This window comes from Sodalis sp. RH24, assembly GCF_047324145.1.
Taxonomy (GTDB): Bacteria; Pseudomonadota; Gammaproteobacteria; order Enterobacterales; family Enterobacteriaceae; genus Acerihabitans.
In genome coordinates this window covers 2,867,733-2,885,128 of record NZ_CP178729.1, presented here as the reverse complement: position 1 = coordinate 2,885,128, position 17,396 = coordinate 2,867,733, and the positions used below count along the sequence as shown (strand labels likewise).

Below are 17,396 nucleotides of genomic sequence, written 5' to 3'. Positions count from 1 at the left end.
CGTTAAGAGATATAACCTGCGCCATACCGTTGCCATCCCTGCAACGCGGCCGGCACTCCCCGCCGTTTACAGCCCGGGCGCTTTCCACATCGAGGTGGTCAGGCCATGATCCACCAGGCCCAGCTGGTCGGCGTACACCGCCTGCCAATTGATTTTCATTTCCTGGTAGCGCTGATGGTTTTCCATGTCGGGCTGGTATTCACGCTCCCAGCGCACCAGGCGCTCGCCGGTTTCGGCCAGCGCCGGATAGATGCCGGCGCCCACCCCGGCGGCGATGGCGCAGCCCAGCGCCGTGGCTTCCTTGACCTCGGGTACTTTAACCATCAGGCCGGTAACGTCGCTGAGGATCTGGCACCATAACTTACCTTTGGATCCGCCGCCGGCGAAAACCAAGGAGGGCGCCTGTACGCCTGAGAAGCGGGCGATCTGCTCCAGATTGCAGGCACAAACGATGGCCGCGTTTTCTTCCAGGGCGCGGAACAGCGTCTGTTTATTGCAGCGATCGGGATCGATGGACAAATTGATAAACGAGGGGGCGGCGTGATACCAGGATTTAAAATGCATGGCGTCGGAAAATATCGGCATGATGCCATGGGATCCCACCGGTACGCGGGCCGCCATTTCCTCCAGCAGGCTATAGGTGTCCACGCCCATGCGCGCGGCGATGGATTTTTCCTCGCTGCAAAAAGCGTCGCGAAACCAGCGCATGGTAAGCCCGGTAAAAAAGCTGATGCACTCGGCCTGCGTCATGCCGGGGATGACATGGGGATTGATGCGGATGTTCATATCCGGATCGGTCATCGGCGCGGGCAGGTTAACCACCTGCTGCCAAAAGGTGCCGCCCAGCACCGCGGTTTGTCCCGGCTGCACGATGCCTAATCCCAGGCTGCCGAGCTGTACATCGCCGCCGCCCATGACGACCGGGGTGCCCGCCGCCAGTCCGCAGGCATGCGCGGCCAGGCGCGTGACCTCGCCCAATAGGGTGCCGGTCTCGCGCACCGGCGAGAGCATGTCGGCGCGCAGGCCGGCCATATCCAGCAGGCTGCGTTGCCAGTCGCGGCTGGAGAGACTCAGCATGCCGGTGGTGCCGGCGTTCGAGGGATCGACCGCCAGTTCCCCGGAAAGCATATAGGCCAGCCAGTCGCTTATCATGGTCAGCGTCGCCGCCCGGCGATACACGTCCGGCCGGTGGTGCGCCAGCCACAACAGGCGCGGCATGGCGCTTAGCGCCAGGGTTTGCCCGGAATACTCATACACCTCGCGCTCAAAACAATAATCGTGCAGTTCTTTCAGCTCGGCCACTTCGCGGCTGGCGCGGGCATCGACGTTGGCGCAGGCCCAGATGGGCTTGCCGTGGCGATCATAGAGCACGATGCCTTCGCGCATGGAGCAGGCGGCCACCGCCCGAATCGCCAGGGGAGGAAGCCCGGCGCGTTGCAGCGCCTGGCGTATGCATCCGCAGGCCAGCTGCCAGTTGTTGTCCAGATCAAAGTCCATGGACCCTGGGATGGCGGGGTCGGAGACGTGCCGCCATTCAGCCTGGCTCACGGCCACCTGATTGCCTGCGGTATCGAAAATTACCGCCCGCACGCTGCCGGTGCCGGCATCGATCGCCATCAGATAATCGCCGCCGGGGGCGGGGTCATTGTGCGTAGGGTTACAGAGTGATGTCATGGTTTTATCTCTGTTTTATCCGCGCCGGGGCGCGTTATGGGTATGGATTACAGCCTATCGAGCATGGCCCTCACCGTACTTTCTTCCGTGACCAGGGCGTTGATATGTTTGCCCGCCAGCGCCGCCAGGATGGCCTCGGCTTTTTCCACGCCGCCCGCCACGCCGATCACCAAGGGAATATTGTCCAAATCCCGCAGCGATATGCCGATCAGTTCCTGGTGGATTGGCATGGCCGCCGTCAATTCGCCGTTTCGCTGCATAAAATAGCCAAGAATATCGCCCACCGCGCCCTTGCGTCCGAACAGCAGCTGTTCCCCCTCGCTGATATAACCGGAACGCATGATGGTGGCCTCGCGCCGCTGGCTTAGCGAACCGATGCCTACCACCGCGATATCCGCGGCGCAGGCGGTCAGCATGACATCCTGTACGCTGCGCTCCTGGCGGAAAATTTCCGCCACGCTTGCCGAGGACGCGCGCAGCGGCGCCGGGATAATGCTGACGCTGCAGGCGGCGTCCAACTGGCCGATGCCGGTCATATAGGGACCGACCCCGCCGGAAAGGGTCACCAGCCTGATCTGCTGCGAGGTGATAAAACCGCTCAGATGCTGCAGCGTGCTCATGGCGGTTTCGCCAAAACCCACCGCCAGCAGTTGCTGCGGTTGAAGCTGCTTCATGATCTCCTGGGCGGCGCCGATGCCGATGCGTTGGCTCATATCCCGCTGCGGCAAGGCCGGCAACACCCGCGCGTGGCGCAAATCGAAACGCTCCAGCAATTGGTTTTCCAGCTCCAGGCATCCCTCGTAACGGGAGTTAATCTGTACGCGGATGACGCCCGACTGGCGGCCTTTTTCCAGCAGACGCGACACCTTGAGGCGGGTCAGCCCAAGCTGCTCGCCAATCTCTCCCTGGGTCATGCCGTCGTGATAATAAAACCACGCTATACGCGCTAACAGTTCCTGCTCGGCCATGCTGCTGTCCGCTGGGTTGAAATGATCCGGATTATTTTTCTTCATATAGAACACTTATTAAAATTTAAATCAATTGTTCAATTAATCACAACGCTAAATTGTGATGGAGACGACAAAAAGACCTTTCCGCCATCTGGTACGGCGATTAATAACCCCGTGATGCACAAAATGTGATCGATCTGGCGGTTTTATTATAACGGCCCAACTAGGATTATGAACAGTTTTGAATTTTAAATTCATTTGTTCATACGCGTCGAGGCAGCATGATACTACCATCCCCGATGGAACCCACGCCGTTGCTCAGCGTGCATAACGTCAGCAAACACTATTCAGGCGTGGCGGTATTAAAAGATATCGCCTTTACCCTGATGCCGGGGCAAGTGCATGCCTTACTCGGCGGCAACGGCGCGGGTAAGTCGACGCTGATGAAAATCATCGCCGGCGTGGTGGCGCCGGACAGCGGCGCCCTGAGCATCATGGGCGAGCCCTGCCCGTCGCTGACGCCCGCCCGGGCGCATCAGTTGGGTATCTATCTGGTGCCCCAGGAGCCGATGCTGTTTCCCAACATGACGGTTAAGGAGAATATCCTGTTCCGCCTGCCGCGCCATCAGGCCGATAGCCGGAAATTGCAGGCGCTGTTGCACCGCCTGGGCTGCGATCTGCCGCTGCAGGCCGCGGCCGGCACGCTGGAAGTGGCCGACCAGCAGTTAGTCGAGATCCTGCGCGGCCTGATGCGCGACGCGCGTATCCTGATCCTCGACGAACCCACGGCGTCGCTGACCCCCGTGGAAACCCAACGTTTGTTTCAACAGGTGCGCGGCCTGTCCGGTCAAGGGGTGGGGGTGGTGTTTATCTCCCATAAACTGCCGGAGGTCCATGCCCTGGCGGACCGGGTCAGCGTTATGCGCGACGGCGCGATTACCCTCAGCGGCGCCATCGGTGAGTTTACCACCGACGCGCTTATCCAGGCGATCGCCCCCGTGGCGCGTGTGGATAGCCTGCCGGTGGAGCAGAAGATGTGGCTGGAATTGCCGGGACGACGCCATACCTTCGCCGCCCGCGGGCCGGTACTGGACGTGTCGGGCCTTACCGGCGAAGGGTTTAAAGACGTCTCTTTCACGGTTAATGCCGGAGAAATCATCGGCCTGGCGGGCGTGGTGGGCGCCGGGCGTACTGAGCTGGCGGAAACGCTGTATGGCCTGCGCCCGGTCCGCGGCGGGCAGCTACGGCTGGAGGGACGCGATATCGGATCGCTGACGCTGGCCCAGCGGCTGGCGGCCGGGCTGGTCTACCTGCCGGAGGACCGGCAGTCGTCGGGATTGTACCTGGATGCGCCGCTGTACTGGAATACCGCCGCGCTGACCGCCGGCCGCCGCGGCTGGTGGCTGCATCCTCGGCGGGAAAAAGCCACCCTGGAACGCTACCATCGCGCGCTGGGCATCAGATATGCCGATCCCGATCAGCCGGCGCGCACCCTCTCGGGCGGCAACCAGCAAAAGCTATTGATCGCCAAATGCCTGGAAGCGCAGCCCCGTCTGCTGATCGTCGACGAACCGACGCGCGGCGTCGACGTATCGGCGCGCGCCGATATCTACCAGCTGCTGCGCGGGGTGGTGGCGCAGAATGTGGCGCTGCTGCTGATTTCCTCGGATCCGGAAGAGATAGCGCTGCTGGCGGACCGGGTCTTTGTCATGCATCAGGGGCAATTAAGCGCGCCCATGACGGGCGGCAGCGTAAGCGTAGAACACATGATGCGCATGGCCTTTGGCTCCCATGCCCCGGATGAGGAGATCGCGGATGCTTAGACTATTGCAGAATAACCGTGAATTTACCGCCTTGCTGGCCATCCTGGTGCTGTTTGTGCTGCTGGGGGCGCTTGATCGCGGTTATATCGGTTTCCAGACGCTGCTGATGATTTTCAGCAGCGCGCAGATCCTGATGCTGCTGGCGATGGGCGCCGCACTGGTTATGCTGACGCGCAATATCGATGTGTCGGTGGGGTCCATCGCCGGTCTTTGCGCGGTAACGCTGGGATTGTTGCTCAATGCCGGCTGGCCGCTGGCCACCGCCATTGTGTTTACCCTTTTGACCGGGCTGGCGGCGGGGCTGTTTAACGGTGTGCTGGTCGCCTGGTGCCGGATACCCGCCATTGTCGCCACGCTTGGTACCCTGGGGCTGTACCGGGGACTGATGCTGTTGCTGACCGGCGGTAAATGGATTGAAGGCCTGCCGTCCGGGTTAAAGTCTTTGTCCAATCCGTCCTGGTTTGGCGTCTCGCCCATCGGCTGGGTGATCATGCTGTTGCTGGCCGGCCTGTTCTGGCTATGCTCGCGCAGCGCGTTCGGGCGCAACTTCTATGCGGTGGGGGACAATCTGCAGGGCGCGCGCCAATTAGGCGTGCCGGTAAACGCCATCCGTATCGCCGCGTTTGCCGTTAATGGGGCGATGGCATCGCTTGCCGGCATCGTGTTTGCCTCGCAGATCGGTTTTGTCCCCAACCAGACCGGCAGCGGACTGGAAATGAAGGCTATCGCCGCCTGCGTGCTGGGCGGCATCAGTTTGCTGGGCGGCACCGGTACGGTGATAGGCGCCATCCTCGGCGCCTATTTCCTGACGCAAATCGACACCGTGCTGGTATTGCTGCGTCTGCCGGCATGGTGGAATGATTTTATCGCCGGCCTGGTGCTGCTCGGCGTGCTGATTTTCGACGGCCGCCTGCGCCGGGCGCTGGAGTTGAACCGCCGCCGCCAGAAATACGCCCGTTTTATGCCGGCGCCGACGGCGAAGGCCAAAGACGCTAAAAAACGCCCCGGCGGCGGCGCGCGCGCGGCGGCGTCCGGCACCACTAAAAAGAACAGCGGGGTGGCCTGATGAAACCGGCAAAACTAAAAGGCTATGGCTGGGAAGGCGCGCTGATAGTGCTGCTGATAGCGGAAATCCTGCTGTTCGGCGTCATCAACCCGCGCATGCTGGATCTCAATATGCTGTTGTTCAGCACCAGTGATTTTATCGCCATCGGCATCGTCGCCCTGCCGCTGACCATGGTCATCGTCAGCGGCGGGATTGATATCTCTTTCGCCGCCACCGTCGGACTGTGCGCCATCGCGCTCGGGGTCCTGTTCCAGGGCGGGGTGCCCCTGTCCCTGGCGATCCCCTTGACCCTGCTGCTTGGCCTGGCGTGCGGGCTGCTTAACGCCGCCCTGATTCTTTATACCGGCGTGAATCCGCTGGTGATAACCCTTGGCACGCTGTATCTGTTCGGCGGCAGCGCCCTGCTGCTGTCAGGCCTGGCGGGCGCCACCGGGTTTGAAGGCATCGGCGGTTTTCCCGCGGTCTTCAGCGATTTCGCCAACCTGGCGCCGGGCGGCCTGCCGATGCCGCTGCTGCTGTTCCTGCTGACGCTTCTCGGGTTCTGGCTGCTGATGCACCGCACGCGGCTCGGCCGCAATTGCTTTGTTATCGGCCAAAACGCGCGCGTGGCGCGTTATAGCGCGGTGCCGGTCGGGCGCACCCTGTGCGCGGTATATGGCTTGACCGGCCTGGCGTCGGCGGTGGCCGCGGTACTGCTGGTGTCTTATTTCGGCTCCGCCCGGTCCGACCTCGGCGGCGCGTTGCTGATGCCGGCGATTACCGCCGCGGTGCTCGGCGGGGCCAATATCTACGGCGGCTCCGGTTCCATCCTCGGCACCGCGCTGGCGACCCTGCTGGTGGGCTTTTTGCAGCAGGGCCTGCAAATGGCGGGCGTCGCCAACCAGGTCTCCAGCGCCCTGTCGGGCGCGCTGCTGATCCTGGTGGTTATCGGCCGCTCCGCCAGCCTGCATCGGGAACTATTGGCCCGCTTCCTGACTCGCCGGCTGCGCCCGCGGGTTTCCTTATGATGACTATCTCTGAGATCAATGGAGTCGAACATGGATAACAGTATCTGGCGCAATAGAGCAATGGCGGGCGCGTTCCTGCTGGCGGCCGCGGGGTTCGCCACCGCCCAGGCCGCCGAGCGCATCGCCTTTATCCCCAAGCTGGTGGGCGTGGGTTTTTTTACCAGCGGCGGCAACGGCGCGCTGGCGGCGGGCAAGGAACTGGGCGTCGACGTTACCTATGACGGCCCTACCGAGCCCAGCGTCTCCGGGCAGGTACAGTTAATCAACAATTTTGTCAACCAGGGCTACAACGCCATCATCGTATCGGCGGTGTCGCCCGACGGTCTGTGTCCGGCGCTCAAGCGGGCCATGCAACGCGGGGTAAAGGTGCTGACCTGGGATTCCGATACCAAACCGGAGTGCCGTTCGGTGTATATCAACCAGGGTACGCCGAAACAGCTCGGCTCGCTGCTGGTGGATATGGCGGCGAAACAGATCACCAGGGAGCAGGCCAAGGTGGCGTTTTTTTACTCCAGCCCGACCGTTACCGATCAAAATCAATGGGTCAAAGAGGCAAAGGCCAAAATCAGCGCCGATCATCCCGGCTGGACTATCGTTACCACGCAGTTCGGCTATAACGACGCCACCAAATCCCTGCAAACCGCCGAGGGTATCCTGAAGGCCTACCCGGACCTGGATGCGATTATCGCGCCTGACGCCAACGCGCTGCCCGCCGCCGCGCAGGCCGCGGAGAATCTTGGCCGTAAGGGCGTGACCATCGTCGGTTTCAGCACGCCTAATGTCATGCGTCCCTATGTGCAACGCGGCACGGTGAAGACCTTTGGCCTGTGGGATGTGGTACAGCAGGGCAAGATTGCGGTGTATGTGGCGCATGAAATGCTGCAAAAGGGCGACCTCAATGTCGGCGATAAACTGACCATCCCGCAGGTGGGCGCGGTGGAGGTCTCCGCCAACAGCGTGCAGGGATATCAATATGAGGCCAAGAACAACGGCATCGTCCTGCTGCCCGAACGCGTGCAGTTCAATAAAGACAATATCGATAAATACGATTTTTAACCGGTCTGCGTAGGAGACATGATTATGGCTGATTTGGACGATATCAAGGACGGCAAGGATTTCGGCATCGGCGTGGCGCAGCGCAATGTGCCGTTTTTCCTCAAGGGCAGCGGAGCGCTTGACTGGGGCATGCAATCGCGCCTGGCGCGGATTTTCAATCCCGTATCCGGCCGTACGGTAATGTTGGCGTTCGACCATGGTTATTTCCAGGGGCCGACCACCGGTCTTGAGCGGATCGATTTGCACATCGCGCCGCTGTTCGCCCATACCGACGTGCTGATGTGCACGCGCGGCATCCTGCGCAGCCAGGTGCCGCCGGCGGTAAATAAACCGGTGGTGCTGCGCGCGTCCGGCGCCAACTCCATCTTAGGTGAACTGTCGAACGAGGCGGTGGCGGTATCCATTGAAGATGCGCTGCGCCTGAACGTGGCGGCGATGGCGGCGCAGGTGTATATAGGCAGCGAATACGAGCATCAGTCGATAAAAAATATTATCCAGCTGATTGACCAGGGCACGCGCTACGGCATGCCGACCATGGCGGTCACGGGCGTGGGAAAGGATATGGCGCGCGATCAGCGCTATTTTTCGCTGGCGACACGCATTGCCGCCGAAATCGGCGCGCAGGTGATCAAGACCTATTATACCGATATCGGTTTTGAACGCGTGGCGGCGGGCTGTCCGGTGCCGATCGTCATTGCCGGCGGCAAAAAACTGCCCGAACGGGAGGCGCTGGAGATGTGCTATCGCGCCATTGACCAGGGCGCATCCGGGGTCGACATGGGGCGGAATATCTTCCAGTCCGAGGCGCCGGTGGCGATGCTGAAAGCCGTGCAGGCGGTGGTGCACCACGGCGAAAACGCCGAGCGCGCGTATGCGCTGTTCAAAAGCGAGCAACACCCGATAGAAGGGGGCAGGTAATGCATGTGACGCTGGTGGAGATCAATGTCAAAGCCGACAAGATAGACGATTTTATTGCGGTTTTCCGGCAAAATCATCTTGGTTCGATTCAGGAACCAGGCAATTTACGCTTCGACGTGCTGCAGGACGAGCAGGTGCCGACCCGATTTTATATTTACGAGGCGTATCGCGATGAACAGGCGGTGGCGGCGCATAAAAAAACCGCGCACTACCTGCGCTGCGTTGAGCAATTGGCGCCGCTGATGACCGAACCGCGCAAGAAGACCACCTTTATCGGCCTGCTGCCGGAGACGGCGTAAGCTCCCGGCATAAACGGCGGGCGGTCAGGGCTGCCATAGCGGTTCCTGTCCGCTGAGCTTACGGTCAAGGAAAAACGCCGCGCTGATCAGTGCCAGATGGGTCAGCGCCTGCGGCGTATTGCCCAGCGGGTAACCCCGCTGGTCGAATTCTTCAGCGTACAGGCCGAGCGGATTGGCATAGCTGAGCAGTTTTTCGAATTCGAAATGCGCTTCCTCCAGGCGATCCGCGCGCGCCAGGCACTCTACATACCAAAACGAGCAGGCGGCGAAGGCGCCCTCGCTGCCGGGCAAGGTATCGGATGGCGTGTTTTCGTTATTATAGCGCCGCACCAGGCCGTCCTGGACCAGCGTATCCCTGATGGCGTCCAGGGTGGCGAGCCAGTCGGGATCGGTGGCGCCGACAAAACGGAACAGCGGCATCAGCAGCATGGACGCGTCCAGGTCCTGACCGTGCCGCGTGGCGGTAAAATGGCCTAGCTCATCATTCCAGAAATGCGTCCAGATATCCGCGCGGATATCGGTGCGCGCCTGATCCCAGCGATCGTAGGGCATGGGCAGGGAGCGTTTCATCCCCAGGCGCAGCGCGCGATCGATGGCTACCCAGCACATCAGCCGGGAGTGCAGGAAATGCTGGGGTTCACCGCGCATTTCCCAGATGCCCGCATCCGGCTGGTTCCAGCTGTTGCAGACATGATCGATCATCCTGACGATATGCTGCCAGCCGCGGTGCGAAATAGCCTCGCCATATTTGTTCGCCAGGTAAACGGCATCCATCAGTTCGCCATAAATATCGAGCTGGAGCTGCCGGTAAGCCCCGTTGCCGATGCGTACCGGCACCGACCCGGCATAGCCCGACAGATGCGGCAGGCTGGCCTCCGGCAGTTCGGTACCGCTGTCCAGCCGATACATGACCTGCAGTTTATCCGGCTCAAACTGACTGTTTTCCATGCAGCGGCCCACCCATGTGGTAAAGGCGCCGGCTTCCTCGATATAACCCAGGCGCATCAGGGCATAAACGCTAAACGAGGCGTCGCGGATCCAGGAGGCGCGATAGTCCCAGTTGCGCGCGCCGCCCAGATGCTCAGGCAGGCCGAAAGTGGCGGCGGCGGCAATGGAGCCGTGTTTCCAGGAGGTCAGGAGCTTAAGCGCCAGCGCCGATCGGTTGACCATTTCCCGCCAGCGCCCTTTATAGCTGCTGGCGGCGCTCCAACGCCGCCAATAGCGCAGCGTGGTATCGAAGCATACCCGGGTATTATCCAGATTGACCTGCGGGTCGCGGGCGCTGCCGAAGATAAATTCCGCGTGTTCACCGGCTTTAAGCGTAAAACGGGCCACGGCGGCGGTGCCCGCGGCGGTATGCAGGGGGACGCTGGACACCAGGCGCAGGCTGGGCTGGCCGGGAGCGGTAAACACCACCGTCTCATGGTCCAGGCGGGCGCGGGTGGCCGCGCGGGCATAGTCGTGCACCGGCGCGCAGCGCAGCGTAAAGCATGCTTCGCCCTGAAGCACCTTCAGGCGACGTATAATGCGCGGCATGCGGTTTTCGTCGTCGCAGATCGGCATAAAATCGGTGATTTCCGCCAAGCCGGTAGTGTCCAGCCAGCGGGTTTGCAGGATATTGCTGTCGGGCAGGTAAAGCTGTTGCCTGCGGGCATCCGGCCAATCGGGGGATAAGGTGAAAACCCCGGCCGCGTCGGTATCCAGCAGCGCGCTGAACACGGACGGACTGTCAAGGTCGGGCCAGCAGAAATAGTCAATGCTGGCGTCAACGGCGATCAGTGCGCAGGTCTGTAAATCGCCGATGATGCCGTGTTCCCCAATGCGTCGTATCGCGTCGGTTTGAGGTAAGTCAGCCATGTCCCTGATTTCCTGAAAAGGCGCGTATGCCGCTGGATTGAGTCAATGTAGTACTAACTATAGCGCAGGATGAATGGCCTGGCCTTTGCATCCGCGTTCATGCGCGCCAGTCTATGGGGTTTATGCAGGGATGATTTCAGGCGGCAGGCACGGAGAGCCGGGTTTTGGCATTGATGTTGATCAGCTGGCTGCCGGCGCAGAAAAATTTTTGCGGAATGTAACGATCGAACCCCTTGGCACGGCAAAAATCCACTAGCCCGCTTAAACAGTGCACGCCGGCTTTTTTATACACAATAAGCAATCTATTCTCGACGGTCCTGAACGAGAGGTTAAGTTTTTTGGCTATTATTTTACTGCTCATGGATTGCAATGCATAAAAGATCACGTCCAACTCGCCTTCGGAAAACAGCTGTTCCGGCGGGAAAAAAGAGAAGAACGTGGGACGCTCGCCGTTAATATGTTTCAGCAGGGAAAAATGCTCAAACTTGCGGGCATGGAAAACGGTGCCGATACATTTGCCGATTCTATGGTCAAATAAAGGGAATTTATCAAAATAATAGGGCTGTAGCAGCTGTTCGCCGCCATAACGATGAATTTCCAGGGAACAGAGCCGATCTTTGACTTGCAGCGTGCTGCGGTCATGCTCTTTGAAATGCCAGGCGAATTCGGCAATGGAGGAGGGCAACTGATCGTCCAGGCAGCCTTCAATATTGTGTAACGAGCGCTTTACATTAATAAGGTCATAATAAGCTTTATTTGCATAGGCATAACGAGATTCTGTATCTTTAACGCCCCACGGCTCGCTGGAATTATCCCAGAACATCAAAAGCTGTGGTGATATTTCAATTGCAAATCGCTCGGCTATCCCAGCAGCGCATTTCATATTAACTTCCATTAGTGTGCCACCTAATTAATCACAACTTGTCCATATCCCCATCATAATGTTTAAACATAGTACTGTCCAGAGGGGTAAAAAAGATATTAATAACTGATAAAAATACATTGTCATTATAGAATGCAGGCCGTTAAGCCGAAGGCGCCCGTGTAGCTTACACCTTCATTTTTTTAATTTTAATTAAACGTAAATTATAAAATTAGATATATAACCAACGTATAAACCGCCGATCCCGCATCTGGCGCTATTTACACTATAAGGATATTTGTGATGGAAAAAATCAATATCGCCGCCAATGATTATGCCTGCGCGCGCGTACCGGACGCGCGGCGCTCCGGCTTTCTCACCGTGACCATGATACGCATCGGCATTACCACCACCCTCGGGCAATTTTTGCTTGGGGCGATGCTTGGCCATGCCATGACATTTTACCAGGCGCTGTTCGCGACCTTTCTGGGAAGCCTGATCCTGGAATTCGTCGGCCTGGGGCTGGGACTGGCCGCCGCCAGGGAGGGGTTGTCCACCAGCCTGCTGGCCCGCTGGTGCGGTTTCGGCCAGGCGGGATCGGTGCTGATTGGCGTTGTGATCGCCCTTAGCCTGTTAGGGTGGTTTGGCGTGCAGAACGCCATTTTTGCCCATGGCGTTGATTATATGCTGGGAGGGCGGCTCGGTTTCGGCTGCTCCGCGGTTATTACCGGCATGGCGCTTACCGCCCTGGTCGCCTGCGGTTTTCGCGCCCTGGGCTGGACGGCCATGATATCGGTACCGCTCTTCTTCCTGGTGGTCGGCTGGATCGCGCTGGAGCTGCTGGCCGGCCATGATGTTGCCGCCCTGGTCGCCGCCGCGCCTATCGGCGAACCCATGACCCTGGGGATGGCGGCCACCAGCGTAGCGGGCGGTTGTATCGTCGGCGCTGTCACCACGGCGGATATCAGCCGTTATTGTAAAAACGGCCGGCATGTTTTCTGGATGATCACCGTCTCGATTATCATCGGCGAATTCGTGGTTAACGGTATCGCCATCCTGATAGCGCATGCGCTGGGAACGTCGGACGTGGTCGCGGTGATGACGCAGACCGCCGGATGGGTAGGCGTATCCGCGGTGATCCTGTCGGCGGTGAAAATCAATGACGCCAATTTGTATTCGTCTTCCCTGGCGCTGGCCAACGCTTTCGAAGGCATTACCGGCAGGAAGTTAAGCTATCGCCGGCTGACGATTATCTTGGGTGCCTGCGGCACGATATTGACGCTAATCGGCATTCTGGAGCAATATCAGCATTTCCTTATCCTGATGGGTGTGGTTTTCCCTCCGGTGGCAGGCGTTATGGTTTGTGATTATTATCTGCTGCGAACCAGCCGCCGGCTCCTCGACCAAACGCGCGCCAACCATGCCCTGCCGGACCCGGCATTGACGCCTGTCATCGGCTGGCGGGCCGTTATAGCCTGCGTAACGGGGATCCTGGCCGGCCTTCTCTTTGATGCGGGGATCGCGGCCCTTAATTCGTTAATGGTTTCCATTATTGTCTATTGGATAATATGTACTCTTAAATCAAGGCGCGTTGCCGATGTACAATAACCCTCCCCTGGTAAAGTAAAATGCCATAACATTAACAGGAAGCGTATCAGCGTCCGGAAAAAGGCGGATATCCTGATCGCTTCTTTGATATTCAAAATAATTCTTTATGTGTTTAAGGAAAATGAATATATCGTTCAGGTAAGATTTAACGTAATCTGCCAGCGCCATGACAATACCGGGCTTTATGCCACAATGTGCCCCGTTGTTAATCACTGGTATATCACAATTAGCCGCTGTCCACTAATCCACGTGGTAGAGTACTTTCTACTCGATAATAAATATGTTTTAATACGCAGCTATTTTAACAACATAACACTATACATTTGCCGGTGCAGGAGAAGACGCATGTGTAAATTCAGCCCCTGCTTCTATGAGTTCCTTTTTGATAGTCATGTTGAGTTCATTAGGAAGCCTGATGGAAATACAATAATTTTTGGCGCCTTGAATTTAACCCATACGGGAATCAGGCATATTCCGCAAAAATTGATAATTGTTAATTCGCTTATTATGAGATATTGCGACATTGAATATCTTCCCGAGGGGTTACAGGTGTTTGATGACCTGGACTTGAAAAACACGCCGATCAAGCGATTACCGCAGGACCTGCACGTTGGCGGAAGTATCTTCCTGGAAAATTCGCAGTTGAGCGAGCTGCCGGACAATTTCGAGGTTGACGGCGGATTGGATCTTGAAAATACGCCGATAAGAACGTTACCGAGTAATCTGTGCGTAGGGGGTTATCTGAACATCCAGGGTACCAATATTACCGCTTTGCCTGAAGATCTTTATGTCGGCCAGACTTTGCTGCTTGATAGCGAAAAAATCAGTATGAACGAGGCCTATCGCAATATTTTGGCCAGCGGGATAATATGGCCTAAGGAACGTCAATATATTAACAAGAATGTTAAGTCATTAACAAAGGTAGGCAATGCCGAATCGAGCTACACGCATCGTGCGTTTTTCTAGCTGCGCCGTTCGGCGCGCCCATGGCGGCCTGCTTTTTGATCCTCTTACCGGAAACGCCGTTCCAGGCTGTATTGCATTGGGGGGCCCGGCTTGTTATTAATATTTCTAATAGGGATATTAATAAAATGAGGGTGGGTTATCCCATTCCCGCGGCCTGTTTTATGGAATAGTAGTGGGCAATCTGACCCATACCACCGGTGTTTACCGCCCGGCGTACCGGCGCTGGGAGTCAATTTTCGCCATGGAGAGATTGTCATGACCCATTTTATCAACGGCAGCTGGCGCAGCGGCAAAGGCGATCCTTTTACCAAGCTTTGCCCTGTCAGCGGCGCGCTTTTATGGCAGGGTAACGAAGCGAATGCGCTTCAGGTCGACGAGGCATGTCGGGCCGCGCGCGCTGCGTTTCCCGCCTGGGCCAGGCGGCCGTTGTCAGGACGCGTCGAGCTGCTGCAGGCATTCGCCGGTTTGCTTGCCCAGCATAAAACCGAGCTGGCGAGCGTCATTTCCCGCGAGACCAGCAAGCCGCTGTGGGAAAGCCAGACCGAAGTGCAGGCCATGATCAATAAGGTGGCTATTTCCCTGACGGCTTACCACGCCCGCACCGCAGAAAGCGTCGCGGCGCAGGGCGACGGCCAGGCCAGCTTGCGCCACCGGCCGCACGGCGTGCTGGCGGTATTCGGCCCGTATAACTTTCCGGGGCATTTACCCAACGGCCATATCGTGCCCGCGCTGCTGGCGGGCAATACCCTGGTGTTTAAACCCAGCGAACTGACGCCGATGACCGCCGAACTGACCTTGCGTTTGTGGCAAGAAGCCGGACTGCCCCCGGGGGTTATCAACCTGGTGCAGGGCGGCCGGCAAACCGGCATGGCCCTGGCTCAATCTTCTGAGACCGACGGGCTCTTGTTTACCGGCAGCGCCCATACCGGCTATCAACTGCACCGGCAATTGGCCGGCCGGCCGGAAAAAATGCTGGCGCTGGAAATGGGCGGTAACAACGCCCTGATTGTTGAACAGGCGGACGACGTGGACGCGGCGGTAAATGTTATTATCCACTCGGCGTTTATCTCCGCAGGCCAGCGCTGTACCTGCGCCCGCCGTCTGCTGGTCAGGCGCGGTGCGGCGGGGGATGCCCTGCTCGGCCGGCTGGTAAAGGTAAGCGCCGCCTTGCGTATCGGCGCCTGGGATAGCCAACCGCCGCCGTTTATGGGCGGGGTGATAAGCCTGCAGGCGGCGGCCAGTCTTATCGTGGCGCAGGAACAACTGCTGGCCGCGGGCGGCAAAGCCTTGCTGGCCCTGACTCAGCCGCGGGCGGAAAGCAGCCTGCTGACGCCGGGCATTATCGATATCACCGCGGTGCCTGACGCCCCGGATGAAGAATACTTTGGCCCGCTGTTAAGCGTTATCCGCTATGACGATTTTGACCAGGCCCTGCATATTGCCAACAATACCCGTTTCGGGCTGGCCATGGGATTGATATCACCCCATCGCCATCATTTCGACCGGCTATTGCTTGAGGCCCGCGCCGGCATCGTCAATTGGAATAAACCGCTGACCGGTGCGGCCAGCAGCGCGCCTTTCGGCGGCATCGGCGCATCCGGCAACCACCGGCCCAGCGCTTTTTACGCGGCGGATTATTGCGCCTGGCCCATGGCGTCGCTGGAAAGCGAGCAATTGACCCTGCCCGAGCCATTGGCGCCGGGTCTGACATTTCCCGGTTAGCGGCGCGGATGTTTTCAGGCCGGCGGCGCGGGAAAGTAAACCCGGCATCACCCGCCGGCCGGATTCATAATTTGCCGCTGACCGCAGCGTAAATCGCTGCTATGATTGCCGGATTCATGGGTTCACCGTCATCCGGGCGCCCTCGCTCAGCCTAAGGTAGAGATATGGACATCAATAAAAGCTTCTCTATGGCGGCGCTGTGCGCCGTACTAAGCGCCTGCGCGCCGGCGCCGCACCGCGAGGCGCCGGCGCTATCGCAAAGGGCTGCGAGCGCGCCGGCCCTTTGTGGCAAACCGGATGCGGGCGCGGAAATGGATTATTATCAATCCACCAGGCAGGCCTATCTGGACGCCGGGATGGATGATGAACTAAGCACCTATCTTGCCCATACCGCCTCCGCCATGATGAGCTGTATCTGGCATCAGGAATTCGGTCAGTTCGCCGGCAGGACCTGCTCGGTGAAACTGGATTTCAGCGGTACGCGCCCGGAAAAGTCGTTTTCCGGTGATAAGGCGTTGTGCGCCTTTATCGAAAAACAAATTGTCCCGGTCGCCATTTCTCCGCCGCCGGCCTCCTATCTGAAACAGCATCAAGCCATTTGGATTGAGTTCACGCCCGGTTAAGGCGATACCGCCCGCGCTCAGACATTGCGGTTGGTGAACTCCTGGCCCAGCCAGTCTATAAATACCCGCACCCGGGGTGCTAGCTGGCGATTATGCGGATAGAGCACCGCAACCGGAATCGGCGCGGCGGGATAATCCGCCAGCAGCGACAATAGGGCGCCGCTGGCCAAATCGCCGGCCACATGGTAGCGCGGCACCTGGATTATTCCCATGCCCAGCCGCGCCGCCGCCACCAGGCTCTCCGCGCCGGTAACCGAGACCGTGGCCTGCAGCGTACGGGTGTGCAGGGTGCCATCGATCATGAATTCCAACGGCATAAGGGTACCGGTGGCGGACGAGCGGAAACCGACCATCCGGTGGTCTGCTAGATCCGCCGGCGAAGCCGGCAGGCCGAAACGCTGAATATAATCAGGCGAAGCGCAGGTGATTTGTGCCAGCGCGCCGAGACGCCGCGCCACCATATCGCTGTCTTTCAGGTTGCCGACCCGCAATACGCAATCCATGCCCTCGCGCACCAGATCCACCAGCCGGTCGCCCTCGCTCATGAAAAACTCGATTTCCGGATACCGCGCCAGAAAGCCGGGCAGGCCGGGCAGTAGGAAATGGCGTGCCAGGGTGCCGTGTACGTCTACCCGCAATAATCCCTTCGGCCGGGCGCCGCTAAAGGCGGTCTCCGCATCCTCCACCGCCGCCAGGATCAGCAGGCAGCGCTGGTAATACGCCTCGCCATCCAGCGTCGGGCTTACCTGGCGCGTGGTACGATGCAGCAGCCTTACCTGCAGCCGGTTTTCCAACTGCTTGACGGCGTCGGTGGCGGTGGAACGCGGAATGACCAAATCCCGCGCCGCCAGCGTAAAACTGCGCTGTTCAACCACCCGGGTAAACACCCGCATGGCATCGTATCTGTCCAAGGTATTGTTTCTCATTTTCGGATAGTGATGACGAATAATAGGGGATTATCCGGT

General features: G+C 59.0%; 15 protein-coding genes. 10 read left to right on the top strand and 5 right to left on the bottom strand.

Annotation, left to right across the window (positions count from 1 at the left end):
- Nucleotides 1–66 precede the first annotated feature (66 nt).
- Both lsrK and lsrR read right to left on the bottom strand, forming a co-directional pair.
- Nucleotides 67–1,674, bottom strand: a complete 1,608-nt coding sequence (gene lsrK, locus ACL2XG_RS13180; RefSeq protein ID WP_410012340.1) for an autoinducer-2 kinase — start codon at nucleotides 1,672–1,674, stop codon at nucleotides 67–69.
- A 47-nt stretch (nucleotides 1,675–1,721) separates the two neighbouring features.
- A complete protein-coding gene (lsrR, locus tag ACL2XG_RS13175) occupies nucleotides 1,722–2,687 on the bottom strand; it encodes a transcriptional regulator LsrR (RefSeq protein ID WP_410012339.1) in 966 nt (321 codons plus the stop codon).
- Nucleotides 2,688–2,905: 218 nt separating this feature from the next.
- Between lsrR and lsrA the strand changes: the two genes are divergently transcribed.
- Genes lsrA through lsrG form a run of 6 tightly spaced genes read left to right on the top strand, consistent with a single transcriptional unit; the run spans nucleotide 2,906 to nucleotide 8,793 of the window.
- A complete protein-coding gene (gene lsrA, locus ACL2XG_RS13170) occupies nucleotides 2,906–4,447 on the top strand; it encodes an autoinducer 2 ABC transporter ATP-binding protein LsrA (protein ID WP_413722001.1) in 1,542 nt (513 codons plus the stop codon).
- Nucleotides 4,440–5,513, top strand: coding sequence for an autoinducer 2 ABC transporter permease LsrC (lsrC, locus tag ACL2XG_RS13165; RefSeq protein WP_413722002.1), 1,074 nt, complete (start codon nucleotides 4,440–4,442; stop codon nucleotides 5,511–5,513). The genes lsrA and lsrC overlap by 8 nt, the downstream gene beginning before the upstream one ends.
- On the top strand, nucleotides 5,513–6,520 hold the full coding sequence (gene lsrD, locus ACL2XG_RS13160; protein ID WP_413722003.1) for an autoinducer 2 ABC transporter permease LsrD: 1,008 nt from the start codon (nucleotides 5,513–5,515) through the stop codon (nucleotides 6,518–6,520). The genes lsrC and lsrD overlap by 1 nt, the downstream gene beginning before the upstream one ends.
- 30 nt (nucleotides 6,521–6,550) lie before the next feature.
- Nucleotides 6,551–7,576, top strand: a complete 1,026-nt coding sequence (lsrB, locus tag ACL2XG_RS13155; RefSeq protein ID WP_410012334.1) for an autoinducer 2 ABC transporter substrate-binding protein LsrB — start codon at nucleotides 6,551–6,553, stop codon at nucleotides 7,574–7,576.
- 24 nt (nucleotides 7,577–7,600) lie between these two features.
- Complete coding sequence (gene lsrF / locus ACL2XG_RS13150) at nucleotides 7,601–8,494, top strand: 3-hydroxy-5-phosphonooxypentane-2,4-dione thiolase (protein WP_410016641.1); 894 nt, start codon at nucleotides 7,601–7,603, stop codon at nucleotides 8,492–8,494.
- Complete coding sequence (lsrG, locus tag ACL2XG_RS13145; RefSeq protein WP_410012333.1) at nucleotides 8,494–8,793, top strand: (4S)-4-hydroxy-5-phosphonooxypentane-2,3-dione isomerase; 300 nt, start codon at nucleotides 8,494–8,496, stop codon at nucleotides 8,791–8,793. Before lsrF ends, lsrG begins: the two co-directional genes overlap by 1 nt.
- A 24-nt stretch (nucleotides 8,794–8,817) precedes the next feature.
- On the opposite strand, the gene ACL2XG_RS13140 is transcribed toward lsrG, so the two are convergent.
- Nucleotides 8,818–10,650, bottom strand: coding sequence for a glycoside hydrolase family 15 protein (locus ACL2XG_RS13140; protein WP_413722004.1), 1,833 nt, complete (start codon nucleotides 10,648–10,650; stop codon nucleotides 8,818–8,820).
- A 136-nt stretch (nucleotides 10,651–10,786) separates the two neighbouring features.
- Nucleotides 10,787–11,545, bottom strand: coding sequence for a helix-turn-helix transcriptional regulator (locus ACL2XG_RS13135; RefSeq protein ID WP_410012331.1), 759 nt, complete (start codon nucleotides 11,543–11,545; stop codon nucleotides 10,787–10,789).
- A gap of 270 nt (nucleotides 11,546–11,815) precedes the next feature.
- On the opposite strand from ACL2XG_RS13135, the gene ACL2XG_RS13130 reads away from it, so the two are divergent.
- The 4 genes from ACL2XG_RS13130 to ACL2XG_RS13115 all read left to right on the top strand — a co-directional run bounded on the left by ACL2XG_RS13130 (nucleotide 11,816) and on the right by ACL2XG_RS13115 (nucleotide 16,431).
- Nucleotides 11,816–13,120: a purine-cytosine permease family protein gene (locus ACL2XG_RS13130; protein ID WP_413722005.1), complete on the top strand. Its 1,305-nt coding sequence runs from the start codon at nucleotides 11,816–11,818 to the stop codon at nucleotides 13,118–13,120.
- Between the two features lie 345 nt (nucleotides 13,121–13,465).
- A complete protein-coding gene (locus tag ACL2XG_RS13125) occupies nucleotides 13,466–14,086 on the top strand; it encodes a hypothetical protein (RefSeq protein ID WP_413722006.1) in 621 nt (206 codons plus the stop codon).
- Nucleotides 14,087–14,341: 255 nt separating this feature from the next.
- Nucleotides 14,342–15,808: a succinylglutamate-semialdehyde dehydrogenase gene (gene astD / locus ACL2XG_RS13120; protein WP_413722007.1), complete on the top strand. Its 1,467-nt coding sequence runs from the start codon at nucleotides 14,342–14,344 to the stop codon at nucleotides 15,806–15,808.
- Nucleotides 15,809–15,972: 164 nt separating this feature from the next.
- On the top strand, nucleotides 15,973–16,431 hold the full coding sequence (locus ACL2XG_RS13115) for a hypothetical protein (protein ID WP_410012327.1): 459 nt from the start codon (nucleotides 15,973–15,975) through the stop codon (nucleotides 16,429–16,431).
- A 17-nt stretch (nucleotides 16,432–16,448) separates the two neighbouring features.
- Here the strand turns inward: ACL2XG_RS13115 and ACL2XG_RS13110 are convergent, their stop codons facing one another.
- Nucleotides 16,449–17,342, bottom strand: a complete 894-nt coding sequence (locus ACL2XG_RS13110; RefSeq protein WP_410012326.1) for a LysR family transcriptional regulator — start codon at nucleotides 17,340–17,342, stop codon at nucleotides 16,449–16,451.
- Between the last annotated feature and the right edge of the window lie 54 nt (nucleotides 17,343–17,396).

Bases quoted from the DNA above. Each gene is read 5' to 3' on its own strand.
- ACL2XG_RS13130 (WP_413722005.1), top strand. From the start codon at position 11,816: ATGGAAAAAATCAATATCGCCGCCAATGATTATGCCTGCGCGCGCGTA.
- lsrB (WP_410012334.1), top strand. From the start codon at position 6,551: ATGGATAACAGTATCTGGCGCAATAGAGCAATGGCGGGCGCGTTCCTG.
- lsrD (WP_413722003.1), top strand. From the start codon at position 5,513: ATGAAACCGGCAAAACTAAAAGGCTATGGCTGGGAAGGCGCGCTGATA.
- lsrR (WP_410012339.1), bottom strand. From the start codon at position 2,687: ATGAAGAAAAATAATCCGGATCATTTCAACCCAGCGGACAGCAGCATG.
- lsrC (WP_413722002.1), top strand. From the start codon at position 4,440: ATGCTTAGACTATTGCAGAATAACCGTGAATTTACCGCCTTGCTGGCC.
- lsrG (WP_410012333.1), top strand. From the start codon at position 8,494: ATGCATGTGACGCTGGTGGAGATCAATGTCAAAGCCGACAAGATAGAC.
- ACL2XG_RS13140 (WP_413722004.1), bottom strand. From the start codon at position 10,650: ATGGCTGACTTACCTCAAACCGACGCGATACGACGCATTGGGGAACAC.
- lsrK (WP_410012340.1), bottom strand. From the start codon at position 1,674: ATGACATCACTCTGTAACCCTACGCACAATGACCCCGCCCCCGGCGGC.
- ACL2XG_RS13125 (WP_413722006.1), top strand. From the start codon at position 13,466: ATGTGTAAATTCAGCCCCTGCTTCTATGAGTTCCTTTTTGATAGTCAT.
- lsrA (WP_413722001.1), top strand. From the start codon at position 2,906: ATGATACTACCATCCCCGATGGAACCCACGCCGTTGCTCAGCGTGCAT.
- astD (WP_413722007.1), top strand. From the start codon at position 14,342: ATGACCCATTTTATCAACGGCAGCTGGCGCAGCGGCAAAGGCGATCCT.
- ACL2XG_RS13115 (WP_410012327.1), top strand. From the start codon at position 15,973: ATGGACATCAATAAAAGCTTCTCTATGGCGGCGCTGTGCGCCGTACTA.
- lsrF (WP_410016641.1), top strand. From the start codon at position 7,601: ATGGCTGATTTGGACGATATCAAGGACGGCAAGGATTTCGGCATCGGC.
- ACL2XG_RS13135 (WP_410012331.1), bottom strand. From the start codon at position 11,545: ATGGAAGTTAATATGAAATGCGCTGCTGGGATAGCCGAGCGATTTGCA.